Genomic DNA, 16,914 nt, shown 5'->3' with positions numbered 1-16,914 from the left:
AACACTCAGAAGCAAGTAATCGCTACTTTAGAATATGGAATCAAATTTTTATAACCAACAGACTGATCAGACACCCTTTGCAGGAGTCACTTCATGTCCCGTGTAACGCTACATACCCTTGAAACTGCCCCTGAAGCCGCCAAGCCATTTTTGCAAACCGCTCAGAAAAACTCCGGGTTCATCCCCAACCTGCTGGGCATTCTATCCAATGCGCCAGCGGCACTGGAGACTTATGTCACGGTTTCGGGAATCAATGGCAAGGCTGAGCTAACCCTGCAAGAAAGGGAAGTGGTGCAGTTGATTGCGGCGACCCGCCATGGTTGCGATTTTTGTGTCGCAGGTCATACCGCTGTGGCGCAGAACAAGGCCAAACTGCCCGACGAAGTGGTGACGGCGCTGCGTGGGCAAACTGAGCTGCCGATTGAGCGCCTGGAAGCGCTGGCCGCGTTCACCCGCGAAGTGATTGCCAAGCGCGGCGATGTCAGCGACGACACCTACACCGCCTTCAAAGCTGCCGGGTTCACCGAGGGGCAGGCGCTGGAGGTGATTCTGGGCGTTAGCCTGGCGACCTTGTGCAACTTTGCCAACGTGTTCGCCCGCACCCCGTTGAACCCTGAACTGGCGCGCTATAGCTGGACCCAACCGGCGTAAACCGACGGTCCCGATTTAAAGGAGAAATCGACATGCTTGACCCTGTATTGAGTCATTGGCTGGATGCCGAAGCTGAGGCGCTCGACCTCGGGCACAGTGATCCGCAACACGTTCTGTCGCAGTTGGCATCGGCCAATGTGTTACGGGTCGGGATCAATACGCAACTGGGCGGTACGGGTGGCAACCTGGCTGACGCGCTGGAGGTCATGGCCAATGTGGCCAGTCATTCGCTGGCCTCGGCGTTCGTGTTATGGGGCCAGCGTGCCTTTATCGAATACTTGCTGCACAGCCCGAACAGCGGCTTGCGTGAGCGCCTGTTGCCCCCATTGCTGAGTGGCCAATTGGCTGGGGCCACCGGGCTGTCCAATGCGATGAAATTCCTTTCGGGGATCGAGTCTTTGCAAGTGCGGGCCCGCGCCGAGGCCAATGGCTGGGCGCTCAATGGTCGTTTGCACTGGGTCACCAATTTACGCAAAAGCGGATTTGTGGTGGCCGCCGCCATTGAGCGTGAAGAGGGCGGTGCGCCGTTTGTGCTGGCGATTGCTGATGCATTGCCCGGTTTGCAGCGTTCGGATGATCTGGAACTGATGGGGTTGCAGTCGAGCAACACTGCGGCGCTCGATTTCAAGGATGTGCAGGTCAATGAACAGTGGTTGTTGCACGACAACGCCAAGCAGTTTTTACCGGCTGTACGCCCGGCGTTTTTAGGGTTGCAGTGCGGCTTGTCGATTGGTTTGGCCAGGCGTTCGTTGCAAGAAGCCGAGTCTCACCTGCAAGGCCCGCGTTCTGCGTTGCTCGGGTTGCTGCACGAGCAGCAAGCACAATTAGAGGCACAGGTGCAGGCGCTGAAAGCAGGGCTGCTGGACGGGCGTTTTCTGGCCGACCCTGCCGCCTTGTTCAACATCCGCATTGCGTTGGCTGAAGCCACGGCCAGCGCGGTGCAATTGGAGCTGCAAGCCAGCGGTGGCAAAGCCTATTTATGTGCCCACGGCAGCGCGTTTGCGCGGCGCTGGCGCGAGTCGGCCTTCGTCCCGATTGTGACCCCAAGCCTGGTGCAGTTACGCGCCGAGCTGTTACGCCAGGCTCAGGTCAGTGCGCAATGAGTACGCTGCTGCTTGAGGCGCGCAACATCACCGTGGGCTATGCCGGCGAGCACGGCTGGCAATCGGTGCTCGAAGGGTTTGACGTGCAACTGGTGCCGGGTGAAGTGGTGTCGGTACTGGGGCCGAGCGGGGTGGGCAAGTCCAGTCTGTTGCGGGTATTGGCGGGTTTGCAAACCCCGCACTCGGGCAGTGTCAGCCTGCTGGGAGAGGCTGTCACTTCGCCGCACCCGCGCGTAGCGGTGGCCTTCCAGGACCCCAGTTTATTGCCGTGGTTGAACCTCCAAAACAATGTCGCGTTCGGTCTGGATTTCGCGCGTCAGCCAAAAGTGGCGGCGGCTGAACGTAAGGCGCGGGTCGAACAGGCGATTGCTGAAGTGGGGCTGCAACACGCGACGGGCCACTACCCGGCGCAATTGTCGGGCGGCATGGCGCAGCGTGTTGCATTGGCGCGCTGTCTGGCGCGTCAACCGCAAGTGCTGTTACTCGACGAACCGTTTGGCGCGCTAGACGAGATCACCCGTGCCGACATGCAGCAATTGTTGTTGAGCGTGATTGCGCGGCACAACACCGCGGCCTTGCTGATCACGCACGATATTGATGAAGCCTTGTTGCTCAGCGACCGGATACTGCTACTGGGACACAGCCCGGCGCACACGGTGGGTGAGTGGCGCATCGATTTGGCGCAGCCGCGCGCAGACCGGATTGATGAGCTGGGCGCGCTGCGCATTGAGATCCTTAAAACCCTTCGGCGGGCGAGCCGCACCCCTGACCCTGTTACTGAACCTTTGCCCGATTCGCTGGAGCTTGCACATGTGCCTGGACGACTTCACTCACACACGGCGTGACATTTTAAAACTCAGCGCCATGCTGACGGCTGCCGGTGCATTGCCGCTGCTCGCCAGCTTACAAGCGCGTGCCGCGGCAGAGCCCGATGCCCCGGTGCGCATTGGCTACCTGCCGATTACCGACGCCACGCCGTTGCTGGTGGCCCACAACAACGGGCTGTTCGAGGAGCAAGGGATCAAGGCCGAGCGCCCGGTGCTGCTGCGCAGCTGGGCGCAGGTGATCGAAGCGTTCATCTCTGGGCAAGTCAACGTGATCCATTTGCTGTCGCCGATGACGGTATGGGCACGCTATGGCAGCAAAGTGCCGGCCAAAGTGGTGGCCTGGAACCACGTCGGTGGCTCGGGTCTGACCGTGGCGCCGCACATTAGCGACGTCAAGCAATTGGGCGGGCAATCCATCGCCATCCCGTTTTGGTATTCGATTCACAACGTTGTGGTGCAGCAGCTGTTTCGTGACAACGGTTTGCAACCGGTCACGCGTGCGGTGGGCAGCTCCTTAGCGGCCAATGAAGTGAACCTGGTGGTGATGCCGCCCTCCGACATGCCGCCCGCACTGGCGACCCAACGGATAGCCGGTTATATCGTGGCCGAACCGTTCAATGCCTTGGCCGAGGACTTGAAGGTGGGCCGTGTGCAGCGTTTTACCGGCGACCTGTGGCGCAACCACGCATGCTGCGTGGTGTTCATGCACGAGCACGATTTGAATAATCGCCCCGAGTGGTCGCAAAAAGTGGTCAATGCGATCGTCAAGGCGCAACTGTGGACGCGTGATAACCGCGCTGAGGCCGCCCAGTTGCTGGCCAAGGACGGCAATAACCGCTACACCCCGCACAGCAGCAGTGTGTTGCAGCGCGTGCTGGCACCTGCGATCAGCGAGCGCGCAGGCTATGAGGCCGATGGCGCCATCCAGCAGGTGAGCTGGAATGAGCAGCGCATTGATTTCCAGCCTTATCCGTTCCCCAGCTACACCGAAGAACTGGTCACGCGCCTCAAGAGCACCTTGATCCAGGGCGACAATCAATTTTTGGCAGCGCTCGATCCCAAGCACGTGGCCGCTGATCTGGTGGACGATCGCTTCGTCAAAAACAGTATTGGCGCAGTGGGCGGCCTGAAGGCGTTTGGTTTGCCAGACAGCTTTGAGCGCACCGAGGAGTTTGGCTTTTGAAGGCGTTGATTCCCTCACGTAAACGTCAGTGGTGGCTCGGCAGTGCAGGGCTGCTGAGCCTGTTATTGGCCTGGTGGCTGGGCGTCGAGGTGCTGGGCAGTGGGCAAGCCTTGGCCGCGCGTTTTTCACCGCAAGCCACCTTTGCCAGTCTGTTTGAGCTGCTGGGCAGCGCGCAGCTGTACGAAAACGTATGGGTGAGTCTGAAACGGATTGTCATCAGTCTGCTGATGGCATTGCTGATGGGTGTGCCATTGGGGCTGTTGATTGGTGGCTCACGCAACCTGGAAGCCGCCACCACACCTGCTTTTCAGTTTTTGCGCATGATTTCGCCGTTGTCATGGATGCCGGTGGTGGTGATGTTGATGGGCGTGGGCGATCAGCCGATCTACTTCTTGCTGACCTTCGCGGCAGTGTGGCCGATTGTGCTCAACACCGTTGCCGGTGTGCGTGCGCTTGATCCGCGCTGGCTGCAACTGAGCCGCAGCTTGAGCGCCACGCGCTGGGAAACCTTACGTCGGGTCATCCTGCCCGGTGTGGTGGGCCACGTGTTGACCGGAGTGCGGCTTTCAATCGGCATTTTGTGGATCGTGCTGGTGCCGTGCGAAATGCTCGGTGTCAGTGCCGGATTGGGCTATTTCATCCTCGACACCCGCGATCGCCTGGCCTATTCGGAACTGATGGCCATGGTGGTGTTGATCGGGGTATTGGGATTTGCGCTGGATGCATTTGCCCGAGGGCTGCATCGGCGTTGGGCGCATGCGGGGTGACGGTCAGTTTTCGCTGAGCTGTCCGTTCCCGCAGGCTAGGGTGGGCGCTGGAGCCAAGTGCTCGGTGTGGCGGTTGGTCAGGATGTACAGCACGTCAATCCCGACCAGGGTGATCGCCGCCAGATAATGTGCCCTGGGCAGGCGCAGGTCGCGCTCATAAAAACTCTGAGCGTGGCGACCCACCCCACCGGCCAGCGCCAGCTGCTTTTGTGTCAGGCCCAGGCGTAAGCGTTCTTCTTGCAGGCGTTTACCGTAGGTACTCATGTCGTAGCCTGTCCGAGGCATTCAGAGAGGCTGAAAGAGTAATCCAAGTCGCAACCAGGGAAAAGCTTGATGTGACGATGGGCACGCAGCTCAGTATCAACGGTGACAGGCCGCGGCAGGCTCTGGCTGACAGATCCTGCCGCGGGTCTTGGCTCACGCGCCGGTTTTTTTCTCGGCTTCAGGCAAAAACCAGTTCAGCAACAACGCGCAGATACCGCCTGTGGCCACGCCCGATTCAAGCACGTTGCGCAATGCCGCCGGCATGTGTGCCAGGAACTCGGGCACTTGCGACACGCCAAGGCCCAGGGCCAGCGACACCGCAATAATCAGCAACGCGCGTCGGTCCAGCGTGGTGCTGGCCAGAATGTTGATGCCAGAGGCGGCCACCGCGCCAAACATCACCATTGCCGCACCGCCAAGCACGGGTTCAGGCACCGCCTGAATGGCCCCGGCCACGCTGGGCAACAGCCCCAGCAAAATCAACATGGCAGCAATCCACACCCCAATGTGGCGACTGGCAATACCGGTCAGCTGAATCACCCCGTTGTTTTGCGCAAAGATCGAGCTGGGGAAGGTATTGAAAATACCGGCCAGTAGCGAGTTGGCACCGTTGACCAACACGCCGCCCTTGATCCGCTGCATCCACACCGGGCCTTCCACGGGCTGGCGCGACACTTTACTGGTCGCCGTCACATCGCCAATCGCCTCAAGCGAGGTGACGAGGTAAATCACCAGCATCGGAATGAACAAGGCCCACGAGAAGCCCAAACCAAAATGCAGCGGCACCGGGACCTGAAACAGTTCGGCCTGGTGCATGCCGGTGAAGTCCAGTCGCCCCAGATAGCCTGCCAGTGCGTAGCCGACCGCCAGCGCAATGACAATGGCGCAACTGCGCATCCACACCAGCGGGATGCGGTTGAGGATGACGATAATCGCCAGCACCACGCCCGACAGCATCAAGTTTTCGCCATTGGCGAAAGTGCCGTTGCCCATCGCTGTGAAGCCGCCGCCCATGCTGATCAGGCCGACTTTAATCAGGGTCAGGCCAATCATCAGCACCACGATGCCGGTAACCAGCGGGGTGATCATGCGTTTCACAAAAGGCAGTACGCGCGAGATCCCCATCTCGACGAACGAGCCGGCAATCACCACACCAAAAATCGCCGCCATCACGCTTTCAACCGGCGTGCCTTGCTGAACCATTAGCGCGCCACCCGCAATCAGCGGGCCGACAAAGTTGAAACTGGTGCCTTGCACGATCAGCAATCCGGCACCAAACGGGCCGAACCGCTTGCACTGTACGAACGTCGCGATGCCGGAAATCACCAGCGACATCGAGACAATCAGGTTGGTGTCACGGCTCGACACGCCCAGCGCCTGACAGATCAGCAGGCCGGGGGTGACGATGGGCACGATGATAGCGAGCAGGTGTTGCAGGGCCGCCAGAAAGCCGATCCACGGCTTGGGGCGGTCTTCAAGACCAAAGACCAGATCGCTGTTCTGGGACTCGGCTTCAAGCGGCGTTTTGGGAGAGGTCATGGCGAGCGCCCTGGAAAAAAGAGCGCGATTCTACTGGTCTTGGGCCATCACGCACAGCGTTTGCTTGCGCAGGCTTGGCATTGAGCCCCGTGGGGACTTTAATCATGCGAATGTTTTGCGCCCTGCGCGGTCGGAGAAAGCGCCGCCCCGGCTCTTTCAATCCCTGACCCAAGGACGTGTGCCCATGCTTGAACCCACCTGGACCGCCTTGAAGCATCACCGCCGTATTCATCAGATCGTGGCCACGCTGGTGCGCTTTGGCGCGCAGGACGTGCTGCTGCGTTTGGGGCTGGGGCGCTTGCTCAATGACGCCGCCGCGGCCGAGCCGGGTGACGGGCTGCCCGCCAGCACGGCGCAACGGCTGCGCATGGCGCTCGAAGCGTTGGGGCCAACGTTTATCAAGTGCGGGCAGATTTTGGCCAGTCGCAGCGACATCCTGCCGCCCGAGTGGGTATCAGAGCTGCAAGCGTTGCACAGCAACGCTGCGACCTTGCCCTGGGCCGAATTGCAGGCCCAGGTGCTGGACGATTTGGGCTGCGACCTTGACCGCGTATTTGCCGAATTTGACACCCAGCCGCTGGCGGCCGCTTCGATGGCGCAGGTGTACCGCGCGCGTTTGTTGAACGGCGATCAGGTGGTGGTCAAAGTGCAGCGGCCGGGGCTGCGCGCCACGATGACGGCCGATCTGCAATTGCTGGAAAGCGTCGCCCAGTTGATTGAGCAAAATGAAGCGCTGGCCGTCTACCAGCCTCGACAGATGGTGCGCCAATTGGCGCGGGCGATGCTGGAGGAGCTGGACTTCACTCAGGAAGGCCAGCATGGCGAGAACCTGGCGCATAACTTTGCGGGTGACCCGAATATCGTCATCCCGCGTATCTACTGGGCCTACAGCAGCCAGCGATTGTTGGTGCAGCAGTTCTTGCCCAGCTTCACGCCGCTGGAGCGCGAAGCGTTGATAGCCCAGGGGCTTGATCCAGGGCTGCTGGCGCAACGCGGTGCGCGCGCGTTTATCAAGATGCTGCTCGAAGATGGCCTGTTTCATGGCGACCCGCACCCCGGCAATTTACGGGCGATGAGCGATAACCGTGTGGGTTTCATCGATTTGGGCATGGTTGGGCGCCTCGATGAGCGTCGACGTTTTGAGGTCATGACCTTTATGCGCGCCCTGACCGAGGGCAGCACCGAGGCGCTGATTGGGGTGTTGATCGACTGGAGCGGTGAGCGGGTGCAGGACCTGACTCACATTGAACGCGCTGCGCGTGAGTACATGGCGCGCCACACCGGGCGGGCGTTGAAAATGAGCGCGCTGATCACGGACTTTCTCGACTTGATGCGTGAACATCGCCTCATGTTGCCCCCCGATCTTTTGGTGTTGTTCAAAGCCTTGATCACCGCTGACGGCGTATTGACCCGGCTCGACCCTGAACTGGACCTGGTAGCGGCGGCCAAGCCTGCGGTCGAGAAAATGCTGCGCGAGCAAGTGAGCTGGAAGGTCGCCAAACGCTTTGGCATTGAAGGGTTGGAGCTTGGGCGCGGGGTGTTGGGCGACTTGCCTAAACTGACCCGGTTGCTGGTGCATCGCCTCAAGCACGGCGTGCTGGATCTGAAGGTCGACATGCCAGGCATTGAAAAGCTGGAGCGTTCGTTACGTCTGGCTTCTACGCGGCTCTCGCTGGCGCTGCTGATCAGCGCGCTATTAATCGCTTTTGGCCCGCAAATCGCGGCGGCAGGGCCGGTGTGGCATGGCTTGTCGGCCATTGGCTGGTTGGCCGGGCTTGCCACGCTGGGCGGCCTGCTGGCGTTTTTGTGGAGCCTCTTCAAAGGCTGACAAGCCCCGCAGGCTGCGCGTTTTTCAACCATTAAAAGCGCGCAGTCTGCGAGTGTGTGGCGTTTACACGTGCAACGCATGCCCCAGCGCCCGCAAGGCTGCTTCTTGCACCGCCTCGCCCAAGGTGGGGTGCGCGTGAATGGTGCCCGCGATGTCTTCCAGGCAGGCCCCCATTTCCAGCGACTGGCCAAACGCCGTCGACAATTCCGAGACCCCAACCCCCACGGCTTGCCAGCCCACAATCAGGTGATTGTCACGCCGCGCGACAACCCGCACGAAGCCGGTTTTGGATTCCAGCGACATGGCCCGGCCATTGGCGGCAAACGGAAAGCTGGCGCTCAAACAATCCAGCCCGGCGGCTTGGGCCTCGGTCGGGGTTTTGCCCACTACCACGATTTCAGGGTCGGTAAAGCACACCGCTGCAATCGCCACAGGGCTGAATTCGCGGTGTTTGCCCGCGATGATTTCAGCGACCATTTCGCCTTGCGCCATCGCACGGTGAGCCAGCATCGGCTCCCCGGTCACATCACCAATCGCCCATACGTTGCGCATGCTGGTCTGGCAGCGACTGTCGACGCCAATGGCCGCACCGTTCATGGTCAACGCCAACGTTTCAAGGTTAAAACCCCGGGTCCGCGGACGGCGCCCGACGGCCACCAGCACTTGATCGGTTTCCAGTGTCTGGCTTTCGCCCTGGCGATTGCGCATCGACAAGGTACGCGTGCTGGCCTGGAAGCCTTCGACGCTGTGTTCCAGGTACACGGTGATGCCCAGCGCCTTGAGGGACTCAGCGACAGGTTGCGTCAGCTCCATGTCATAAGTGGGCAGGATGCGCTCACGCGCTTCCACCACAGTGACTTCGGCGCCCAACTTGCGATAAGCAATGCCCAGTTCCAGGCCGATGTAGCCCGCACCCACCACGGTCAGGCGTTTGGGGATCGCGTCAGGGTTCAGGGCCTCGGTGGACGAAATGATCGCGCCGCCAATGGGCAGCATCGCCAGCTCGACAGAGGTTGAACCGGTGGCCAGCAACAAGTGCTCGCACTCAATGCGCTGGCCGTCCACCTCGACCGCTTTGCCATCCAGAATATTGGCCCAGCCATGAATGACCTTGACCCCATGCTTTTTCAGCAAGGCGCCGACTCCCGTGGTCAGGCGGTCAACGATGCCGTTTTTCCACTGCACGCTCTGCGCAATGTCCAGGCTTGGCGCAGCGGTTTTAATGCCCAGTGGCGAACTGTTGCCGCTGTAGCGCTGAGTGGTGTGGAACTGTTCGGCGACGTGAATCAGCGCCTTGGACGGAATGCACCCGACATTCAGGCAGGTGCCGCCCAGCGACTGGCCTTCGATCAGCACCGTCGGGATGCCCAACTGGCCAGCGCGAATCGCCGCTACATAGCCGCCGGGGCCGCCGCCGATAATCAGCAGCGTGGTGTGTTGAGTTGGCAGCATGGTCACTCCACAAACAAGGTGGCAGGTTGTTCGAGCAAGCCACGCATGGCCTGAATAAATTGCGCCGCGTCCATGCCGTCGACTACGCGATGGTCGAAGGAGCTGGAGAGGTTCATCATTTTGCGTATCACGATTTGGCCTTTAACCACCACCGGGCGCTCGACGATACGGTTAACGCCAATGATTGCGACTTCAGGCAAGTTGACCACCGGGGTGCTGACAATACCGCCCAACGCACCGAGGCTGGTCAGGGTGATGGTCGAACCCGACAGCTCTTCGCGGCTCGCTTTGCCGGTGCGCACGGCGCTGGCCAGACGCGTGATTTCATCCGCGGCGCCCCACAGCGTCAGGCTTTCGGCGTGGCGCACCACGGGCACCATCAAACCGTTGTCGCTCTGCGCCGCGACGCCCAGGTGCACCGCGCCAAAACGGGTGATGAGCTGCGCTTCGTCGTCGTAGCGCACGTTGATCTGCGGGAAATCGCGCAGCGCCACGACAATGGCGCGGGCCAGAAACGGCAGCAGGGTCAGTTTGCCGCGCGTGTCACCCCATTTCTGATTGAGCTGGGCGCGCAGTTCTTCAAGGGCCGTGACGTCGACTTCCTCGACGTAACTGAAATGCGCGGCGCGGCGCTTGGCGTCTTGCATGCGTTGGGCAATTTTACGCCGCAGGCCGATAACCGGGATCTGCTGTTCATCATTGCGCTTGGCGTAACCGCTGGCCGGTGTCTGGCCGGGGCTGGCGTCCTGCGCCAAATACGCCTCAAGGTCATCGTGCAAGACCCGACCTGCGGGGCCGCTGCCGATCACAAAACGCAGCTCAATGCCTGCATCCCAAGCGCGTTTACGCACCGCAGGCGAGGCGAGCGGGCGTTCGTTGGCTTCGCGTGCCACCGGCGCCGGGCGAGCAGCCGGGGCGCAGGCTGGCGCGGCTTTGGCGGCCGCAGCTGCCACACTGGCAACTTCCACGCGGGCTTGTGGCGCCGCTTTCGGTGCGCCAGCCGGGGCCGGTTCAGCCGCCGGGTGCGCGGGTTCACGCAGGTTGCCCGCGCCTTCGACTTCGATGCGGATCAACTCGCTGCCCACGGCCATCACTTCGCCGGGCTGGCCGCCCAGCGCCAGTACCTTGCCTGCCACAGGGGAGGGGATGTCTACCGTGGCCTTGTCGGTCATGACATCGGCAACCACCTGGTCTTCGCTGACCATGTCCCCGACTTTGACAAACCATTCCACCAATTCAACTTGCGCAATGCCTTCGCCAATGTCCGGCATCTTGATAACGTGCGTACCCATTCAGACCTCCATAACCCGTTGCAAAGCCGCACCCACTCGCGCCGGGCCGGGGAAATAGGCCCACTCTTGTGCGTGCGGGTAGGGTGTGTCCCAACCCGTCACACGTTCGATTGGCGCTTCCAGGTAGTGGAAGCAGTGCTCTTGAACCAGTGCGATCAGCTCGGCGCCAAAGCCGCAGGTGCGGGTGGCTTCGTGCACGACGACGCAACGGCGGGTCTTTTTCACGGAGCTGACGATGGCGTCCAGGTCCAGCGGCCACAGGCTTCGCAGGTCGATGACTTCAGCGTCAATGCCGGTTTCTTCGGCGGCCACTTGCGCCACATACACCGTGGTGCCGTAGGTCAGGATGGTGACTTCAGTACCGGGGCGCACAATCGCGGCGCAGTCCAGTGGCACCGTGTAGTAGCCGTCGGGTACCAGGCTGGCGGCGTGTTTGGACCACGGCGTGACCGGGCGTTCGTGGTGGCCATCGAACGGGCCGTTGTAGAGGCGTTTGGGTTCGAGAAAGATCACCGGGTCATCGTTTTCGATAGAGGCGATCAACAGGCCCTTGGCGTCATAAGGGTTGGACGGCATTACGGTGCGCAGGCCGCACACCTGGGTGAACATCGCTTCGGGGCTTTGGCTGTGGGTCTGACCGCCGTAGATGCCGCCGCCGCAGGGCATGCGCAGGGTCATCGGGGCAATGAACTCACCGGCCGAGCGGTAACGCAGGCGGGCGGCTTCAGACACGATCTGGTCAGAGGCGGGGTAGAAGTAGTCGGCAAACTGGATCTCGGCCACCGGGCGCAAACCATAGGCCCCCATGCCGACCGCTGCGCCGACAATGCCGCTTTCGGAGATCGGCGCATCGAACACCCGTGAGCTGCCGTATTTGGCTTGCAGGCCTTCGGTGCAACGAAATACGCCGCCGAAATAGCCCACGTCCTGGCCAAACACCACCACGTTGTCGTCGCGCTCAAGCATCACATCCATCGCCGAGCGCAGGGCCTGGATCATCGTCATGGTGCTGGTGCTCACGGCGTTCTCCATCTGAATTTTATTGTTGTCGTTCATCTGGTTATAACCCCAATTGCTGACGTTGGCGGCGCAGGTGCTCGGGCATGTCTTTGTACACGTCCTCAAAGATGGTCGCCGCGCTGGGCATTTGCCCGCCCGCCAACGTGCCGAAACGCTCGGCTTCTTTTTGTGCGCCGATGATTTCGGCTTCCAGTTCTGCGCTGACGGCGAGGTGCTCCTCCTCAGACCAGTTGCCTGTGGCAATCAGGTGCTGTTTGAGGCGAACAATCGGATCACCCAGCGGGAAGTGGTTCCAGTCATCGGCTGGCCGGTACTTGGAAGGATCGTCAGAGGTGGAGTGCGGGCCAGCGCGATAGGTAACCCATTCGATCAGCGTCGGGCCCAGATTGCGGCGTGCGCGCTCTGCGGCCCACACCGATGCCGCATAGACGGCGATGAAGTCGTTGCCGTCCACGCGCAATGACGCAATGCCACAGCCCACGCCACGTCCGGCAAAGGTAGTGGACTCGCCACCGGCAATGGCCTGAAAGGTCGAGATCGCCCATTGGTTGTTCACCACGTTGAGGATGACCGGGGCACGGTAAACGTGGGCGAACGTGAGGGCGGTGTGAAAGTCGGACTCGGCGGTGGCGCCGTCACCGATCCAGGCCGAAGCAATTTTGGTATCGCCCTTGATTGCCGACGCCATGCCCCAGCCCACGGCCTGCATGAATTGCGTGGCCAGGTTGCCGGAAATACTGAAAAAACCGTAATCGCGCACCGAATACATGATGGGCAACTGGCGGCCTTTGAGCGGGTCGCGTTCGTTGGACAGCAGCTGGCAGATCAGGTCCACCAGCGGCACGTCGCGGGCCATCAAGATGCTTTGCTGGCGGTAGGTGGGGAAGCACATGTCGTCGATGTTCAAGGCCAGGGCCTGCGCGCTACCGATGGCTTCTTCGCCAAGGCTTTGCATATAGAACGACATTTTTTTCTGCCGCTGGGCGACCACCATGCGCGTGTCGAATATTCGCGTTTTGAGCATGGCGCGCATCCCGGCCCGCAGCACCTCGCTGCTCACGCCTTCGGCCCACGGCCCAAGGGCTTGGCCCTGATCGTCAAGCACGCGGATCAAGCCTTTGGCCAGGTCAGCGGTGTCAGCCGGTTCTACGTCGATAGGGGGCTTGCGCACCAGACCGGCGTCGGTCAGGCGAAGGTAGCTGAAGTCGGTTTTGCAGCCTGGACGGCCAGAGGGTTCGGGAACGTGCAGGCGCAGTGGTGCATAGTCTTGATTCATGGCTTTCTCTACGCTCGATCTTGTCGTGATTATTAGGGCGCGGGAGCTAGGTAATGCATGCAAGAACTTGGCGGGAATCCCGCAGATCTTGTCCTACAACAATCATATTCCGGACAGTGAAGATTATTTATCTGTAGTTCGTTGTGCTTTGTAGTGATTAAGGATAAGAATTCTGCATAAACATAAAAAACAGGTAGTTTTGTCTCATGCGTAAGCTAGATCGAACGGATATCGGGATTCTCAATCGCCTTCAGGAGAACGCGCGCATCACCAATGCGGACCTTGCGCGCTCGGTCAACTTGTCGCCCACCCCGTGCTTTAACCGGGTCAAGGCGATGGAAGAACGTGGCTTGATTCGCGAACAAGTCACCTTGCTTGACGCCGACATGCTGGGCTTGCACGTCAATGTGTTTATCCATGTGAGCCTGGAAAAACAGGTCGAGGAAGCGCTCCAGCATTTCGAGGCGGCGATCTCGGACCGGCCCGAAGTGATGGAGTGCTATTTGATGGCGGGCGACCCCGACTATCTGATCCGGGTATTGGTGCCGAGCATTCAGGCGCTGGAGCGCTTCATGATGGACTTTCTGACTAAAGTGCCGGGCGTGGCCAACATCCGCTCCAGCTTCGCCCTTAAGCAAGTGCGCTATAAAACGGCACTGCCCTTACCGGCGGGCGGGTTGGTGCTGGAGGAGTAGGGCGGATCAGAACCGCAGTCGCCAGCGCCCGTTAAAACGCAGGTCGACGATGGCCAGCGGCTCAATGTCGATCAGGTTGAAGGACGCGGTGCTGGCGGCCAAGGCATGCAGGAGGGCGGCGCGTATCACGAACGGGTGAGTGACCACGGCGAAATGGCCGTCTTCGCCAAACGTGTCGAGCCAGTTGCCCACGCGCAGGCACAAATCCTGAACCGATTCGCCATTGTGCGGCGCAGCATTGGGGTTGCTGAGCCAGTCAGCCAGCACGTGCGGGATGCTCTCTTGCAGGTCTGTAAGGCTCTGGCCTTTCCAATCGCCGAAATCGTAATCCTCCAGTGCGGGTACGATTTCAATCTCGCCGCCCAACGCGTGTGCTGTTTGCAACGCACGGATTTCCGGCGCGCACAGGATACGCACGGGCTTCTTCAAAACAGCGGCCATTTGCGTGGCTTTTTCCAGGCTTTTGGCTTCTGCCGGTTCATCCAGTGCAAAGCGTCCCAGGCGCTGGGCCTGCGTGCGGGCGTGGCATACAAAGCTGAGACGAATGGGCATGGGTAAAAACCTGTGGATTATGATCAGGCGATCAGTGTGGGCAGCGCAGCTCCTCAATCGAGCTTAGGCGCGTATTATGACCGCGTATTTCCAATTCAAGGACATTGTCATGCCGGTCACTCTGCTGAAAAAACTTTTCAATGCCACGGCCCTGCTGGCGCTGATGGCCAGCGCGGGGACTGCGTTTGCCCATGCTCATCTCGAACAGTCGACGCCCGCGGCGGACAGCACCGTTGCCAGCCCTGCGCAGCTGCGCCTGCAATTCACCGAAGGGGTCGAGCAGGCGTTTACCAAGGTTGTGATCAGTCGCGATGCAGCACCTGTTCCCGTGAGCAGCGTCAAGACCGAACCCACGGACAAAAAAGTATTGATCGTGACCCCGGCCGCGCCGTTAGCACCCGGTGACTATCAAGTGAAGTGGCATGCCGTGTCGGTTGATACGCACAAAAGCGAGGGGCAGTACCGTTTCACCGTGAGTCAGTGAGTTGATGCCTGACCCGATGGTGGTGTGCCGTTTTGTGCATTTTGCCGCGGTGCTGCTGATGTTTGGCGCCAGTGCCTTTCGGTGTCTGCTGCCAGGCCGTGCGGTGAGCAGGGCGGTTGATCAGGCGTTGCTCACGGTCTGCCGCGTACTGGCCTGTGTGGCGCTGGCCAGCGCAGTCTGTTGGTTATTGCTGACCACGCAAGCAATGGCAGGCAGTTGGTCAGACACCGTGCAACCTTCGACGTTGTGGCTGGTACTGGGCAGCACCTTTTTCGGTCAGGTGTGGGCCGCGCATTTACTGTTCAGTGGCCTGTTAGTCACGGCTATGTACGCTCGCGTTCAGCTGCGGATTCGTTGCCTGCTCGGTTTTTTGTTGCTCATCACCCTGGCCCCGGTTGGGCATGGCGCCATGCTCGACGGTTGGCAGGGGCAATTGCTCATGCTCAATCAAGCGATACACCTGACGGGCGTGGGCGCTTGGTTGGGCGGTTTGCTGGTGTTATGGCTGGTCCTCAAACACCCCGGCGAGGTGAATGTGCAGCGGCTGCTGTGGCGCTTTAGCCAAATGGGTGGTGTGCTGGTGGCTGCGATCGTGTTCACAGGCCTGGTCAATACCCGTGTGCTCACGGGGAAGTTTTGGCCGACGCCGTTGTTTAACGGTTTCGCCTTGATCCTGTTGATCAAGGTGCTGGTGGTGGTGGCGATGCTGGGGCTGGCGCTGTTCAACCTGTTGATGAGCCGTGCGGGTCATACCAGGGTCTTGCGCCGCAGCGTGCTGGTGGAAGGGTTGCTTGGGCTGGCGGGTGTGGCTGCCGTGTCGTTGCTGGGGACGTTGCCGCCGCTGGTGATCTGAAGCATTAGATCGCAGCCTGCGGCAGCGCCTGCACGGTGACTCAACTGCTGTGCCTGCATCAGATCAACAGGAATAAAGCCAGCAAACCGGCGAAAATGGCCCATTTTTCCAGGTAGTAACGCGTGCGATTGCGTTTTTTCAGTTCTTTGCCGCGTAAACGAATTTTGTACAGTTTGGTAAAGGCACGATTAAGCCCGCCGATTTTGTCGTTCGCGTCATTCGGTGAGCTGGCGGATGCCATCACCGTGCGGCTGAACCATTGGTTAAATGCTGCCGCCCAGCGGTACTGCATCGGGCGTTCAATGTCGCAGAACAAAATGATGCGGTTTTTGTCGGTTTTGTTCTCGGCGTAATGGATGAACGTTTCGTCGAACATCACCCCTTCGCCATCACGCCAGTAATAATTCTGGCCGTCCACATTGATGTAGCAGCCCGGATCGTTGGGCGTATCCAGACCCAAGTGGTAGCGCAAGGAACCCGCATACGGGTCGCGGTGGCGCACCAGCTTTGAACCCGCAGGCAGCTCGGCAAACATTGCAGCCTTGATGGAGCCGATGCCGTTGAGCAGTTCGATGGTGCGGGGGCATAACTCGACGGCAGAAGGGTGATTGTCGCCATACCATTTGAGGTAGAAACGCTTCCAGCCAGTTTTGAAAAACGAGTTGAAGCCGACGTCGTTGGGGGTTTCGGAGCGCTTGATCTCGCCCGCGTGCATCAGTTGGCGCGCTTCCTCGCGAATCTCTTGCCAATGTGCTTGCAACACGTTCAGTTCGGGAAAGTCCGCCGGTTTTAAGTACGGCTGGCTGGGCACTTTGGAGAACAGATACAGGAAGCAGTTGATGGGCGCCAGAAAGGTGGAGTGGTCGCTTAATTGACGGCCCAGCTTATGCCGAACCTTGCCCCGCAGGTGGACATACGCGATGGACAAAACGTAAACAGCAATAATGATGAGTTTCAAAAGTATCGTCACAAGTCGAGAGAAAACGCCGTCCCGCGTGCACGCAATTGGCCCGAAATCTTGAAGATTTACCGGGCACAGGTGTCGCAGGAGGTAAGCCAATGGGTAAGGTTAAAACAGCCCTTTGGGCATTTTCCAGCTTTTATGAAGATTTTTATACACTTTTGCTT

The 16,914-nt window shown here is 60.1% G+C and carries 17 protein-coding genes; 9 read left to right on the top strand and 8 right to left on the bottom strand.

Annotated features, from left to right (window positions below):
• Positions 1–93: 93 nt before the first annotated feature.
• From AP059_RS09205 to AP059_RS09185, 5 genes are read left to right on the top strand one after another with little or no spacing between them, the layout of a single operon-like run.
• Positions 94–651 (top strand): carboxymuconolactone decarboxylase family protein, encoded by a 558-nt coding sequence (locus AP059_RS09205; RefSeq protein ID WP_059762946.1) that lies wholly within the window; start codon positions 94–96, stop codon positions 649–651.
• 32 nt (positions 652–683) lie between these two features.
• Complete coding sequence (locus tag AP059_RS09200; RefSeq protein ID WP_059762945.1) at positions 684–1,754, top strand: acyl-CoA dehydrogenase family protein; 1,071 nt, start codon at positions 684–686, stop codon at positions 1,752–1,754.
• Positions 1,751–2,599: an ABC transporter ATP-binding protein gene (locus tag AP059_RS09195; protein WP_059762944.1), complete on the top strand. Its 849-nt coding sequence runs from the start codon at positions 1,751–1,753 to the stop codon at positions 2,597–2,599. The genes AP059_RS09200 and AP059_RS09195 overlap by 4 nt, the downstream gene beginning before the upstream one ends.
• Positions 2,565–3,764, top strand: coding sequence for an ABC transporter substrate-binding protein (locus AP059_RS09190; protein ID WP_059762943.1), 1,200 nt, complete (start codon positions 2,565–2,567; stop codon positions 3,762–3,764). Before AP059_RS09195 ends, AP059_RS09190 begins: the two co-directional genes overlap by 35 nt.
• A gap of 8 nt (positions 3,765–3,772) precedes the next feature.
• Positions 3,773–4,531, top strand: coding sequence for an ABC transporter permease (locus AP059_RS09185; RefSeq protein WP_048366188.1), 759 nt, complete (start codon positions 3,773–3,775; stop codon positions 4,529–4,531).
• 3 nt (positions 4,532–4,534) lie between these two features.
• Here the strand turns inward: AP059_RS09185 and AP059_RS09180 are convergent, their stop codons facing one another.
• Both AP059_RS09180 and AP059_RS09175 read right to left on the bottom strand, forming a co-directional pair.
• A complete protein-coding gene (locus AP059_RS09180; RefSeq protein WP_059762942.1) occupies positions 4,535–4,795 on the bottom strand; it encodes a helix-turn-helix domain-containing protein in 261 nt (86 codons plus the stop codon).
• Positions 4,796–4,948: 153 nt separating this feature from the next.
• Positions 4,949–6,334: a nucleobase:cation symporter-2 family protein gene (locus tag AP059_RS09175; protein WP_059762941.1), complete on the bottom strand. Its 1,386-nt coding sequence runs from the start codon at positions 6,332–6,334 to the stop codon at positions 4,949–4,951.
• A 184-nt stretch (positions 6,335–6,518) separates the two neighbouring features.
• Here AP059_RS09175 and AP059_RS09170 point away from each other — a divergent pair, with 184 nt between their 5' ends.
• A complete protein-coding gene (locus AP059_RS09170) occupies positions 6,519–8,162 on the top strand; it encodes an ABC1 kinase family protein (protein ID WP_059762940.1) in 1,644 nt (547 codons plus the stop codon).
• A gap of 63 nt (positions 8,163–8,225) precedes the next feature.
• Here AP059_RS09170 and lpdA read toward each other — a convergent pair whose 3' ends face one another.
• Genes lpdA through AP059_RS09150 form a run of 4 tightly spaced genes read right to left on the bottom strand, consistent with a single transcriptional unit; the run spans position 8,226 to position 13,202 of the window.
• Positions 8,226–9,614: a dihydrolipoyl dehydrogenase gene (lpdA, locus tag AP059_RS09165; RefSeq protein ID WP_059762939.1), complete on the bottom strand. Its 1,389-nt coding sequence runs from the start codon at positions 9,612–9,614 to the stop codon at positions 8,226–8,228.
• A gap of 2 nt (positions 9,615–9,616) precedes the next feature.
• A complete protein-coding gene (locus AP059_RS09160) occupies positions 9,617–10,906 on the bottom strand; it encodes a dihydrolipoamide acetyltransferase family protein (protein ID WP_059762938.1) in 1,290 nt (429 codons plus the stop codon).
• The gene (locus AP059_RS09155) at positions 10,907–11,962 is read right to left on the bottom strand and encodes an alpha-ketoacid dehydrogenase subunit beta (RefSeq protein WP_048366119.1); all 1,056 of its coding nucleotides are present in this window, start codon (positions 11,960–11,962) and stop codon (positions 10,907–10,909) included.
• A 4-nt stretch (positions 11,963–11,966) separates the two neighbouring features.
• Positions 11,967–13,202: a 3-methyl-2-oxobutanoate dehydrogenase (2-methylpropanoyl-transferring) subunit alpha gene (locus tag AP059_RS09150; RefSeq protein WP_059762937.1), complete on the bottom strand. Its 1,236-nt coding sequence runs from the start codon at positions 13,200–13,202 to the stop codon at positions 11,967–11,969.
• A 206-nt stretch (positions 13,203–13,408) separates the two neighbouring features.
• Here AP059_RS09150 and bkdR point away from each other — a divergent pair, with 206 nt between their 5' ends.
• Positions 13,409–13,897 (top strand): Bkd operon transcriptional regulator BkdR, encoded by a 489-nt coding sequence (bkdR, locus tag AP059_RS09145; RefSeq protein WP_048366117.1) that lies wholly within the window; start codon positions 13,409–13,411, stop codon positions 13,895–13,897.
• A gap of 6 nt (positions 13,898–13,903) precedes the next feature.
• Here bkdR and AP059_RS09140 read toward each other — a convergent pair whose 3' ends face one another.
• Positions 13,904–14,449: a histidine phosphatase family protein gene (locus tag AP059_RS09140; RefSeq protein ID WP_059762936.1), complete on the bottom strand. Its 546-nt coding sequence runs from the start codon at positions 14,447–14,449 to the stop codon at positions 13,904–13,906.
• A 109-nt stretch (positions 14,450–14,558) separates the two neighbouring features.
• Between AP059_RS09140 and copC the strand changes: the two genes are divergently transcribed.
• Positions 14,559–14,933: a copper homeostasis periplasmic binding protein CopC gene (gene copC / locus AP059_RS09135; RefSeq protein ID WP_059763063.1), complete on the top strand. Its 375-nt coding sequence runs from the start codon at positions 14,559–14,561 to the stop codon at positions 14,931–14,933.
• Positions 14,934–14,937: 4 nt separating this feature from the next.
• On the top strand, positions 14,938–15,786 hold the full coding sequence (copD, locus tag AP059_RS09130) for a copper homeostasis membrane protein CopD (RefSeq protein WP_059762935.1): 849 nt from the start codon (positions 14,938–14,940) through the stop codon (positions 15,784–15,786).
• A 58-nt stretch (positions 15,787–15,844) separates the two neighbouring features.
• Here the strand turns inward: copD and lpxO are convergent, their stop codons facing one another.
• On the bottom strand, positions 15,845–16,744 hold the full coding sequence (gene lpxO / locus AP059_RS09125; protein WP_059762934.1) for a lipid A hydroxylase LpxO: 900 nt from the start codon (positions 16,742–16,744) through the stop codon (positions 15,845–15,847).
• Positions 16,745–16,914 lie beyond the last annotated feature (170 nt).

Source organism: Pseudomonas sp. TAA207, from assembly GCF_001529285.1.
In the GTDB taxonomy this organism is placed as follows: domain Bacteria; phylum Pseudomonadota; class Gammaproteobacteria; order Pseudomonadales; family Pseudomonadaceae; genus Aquipseudomonas; species Aquipseudomonas weihenstephanensis.
Note: the sequence above shows the minus strand (reverse complement) of the source record. Positions and strands in the feature narration are given on the sequence as shown.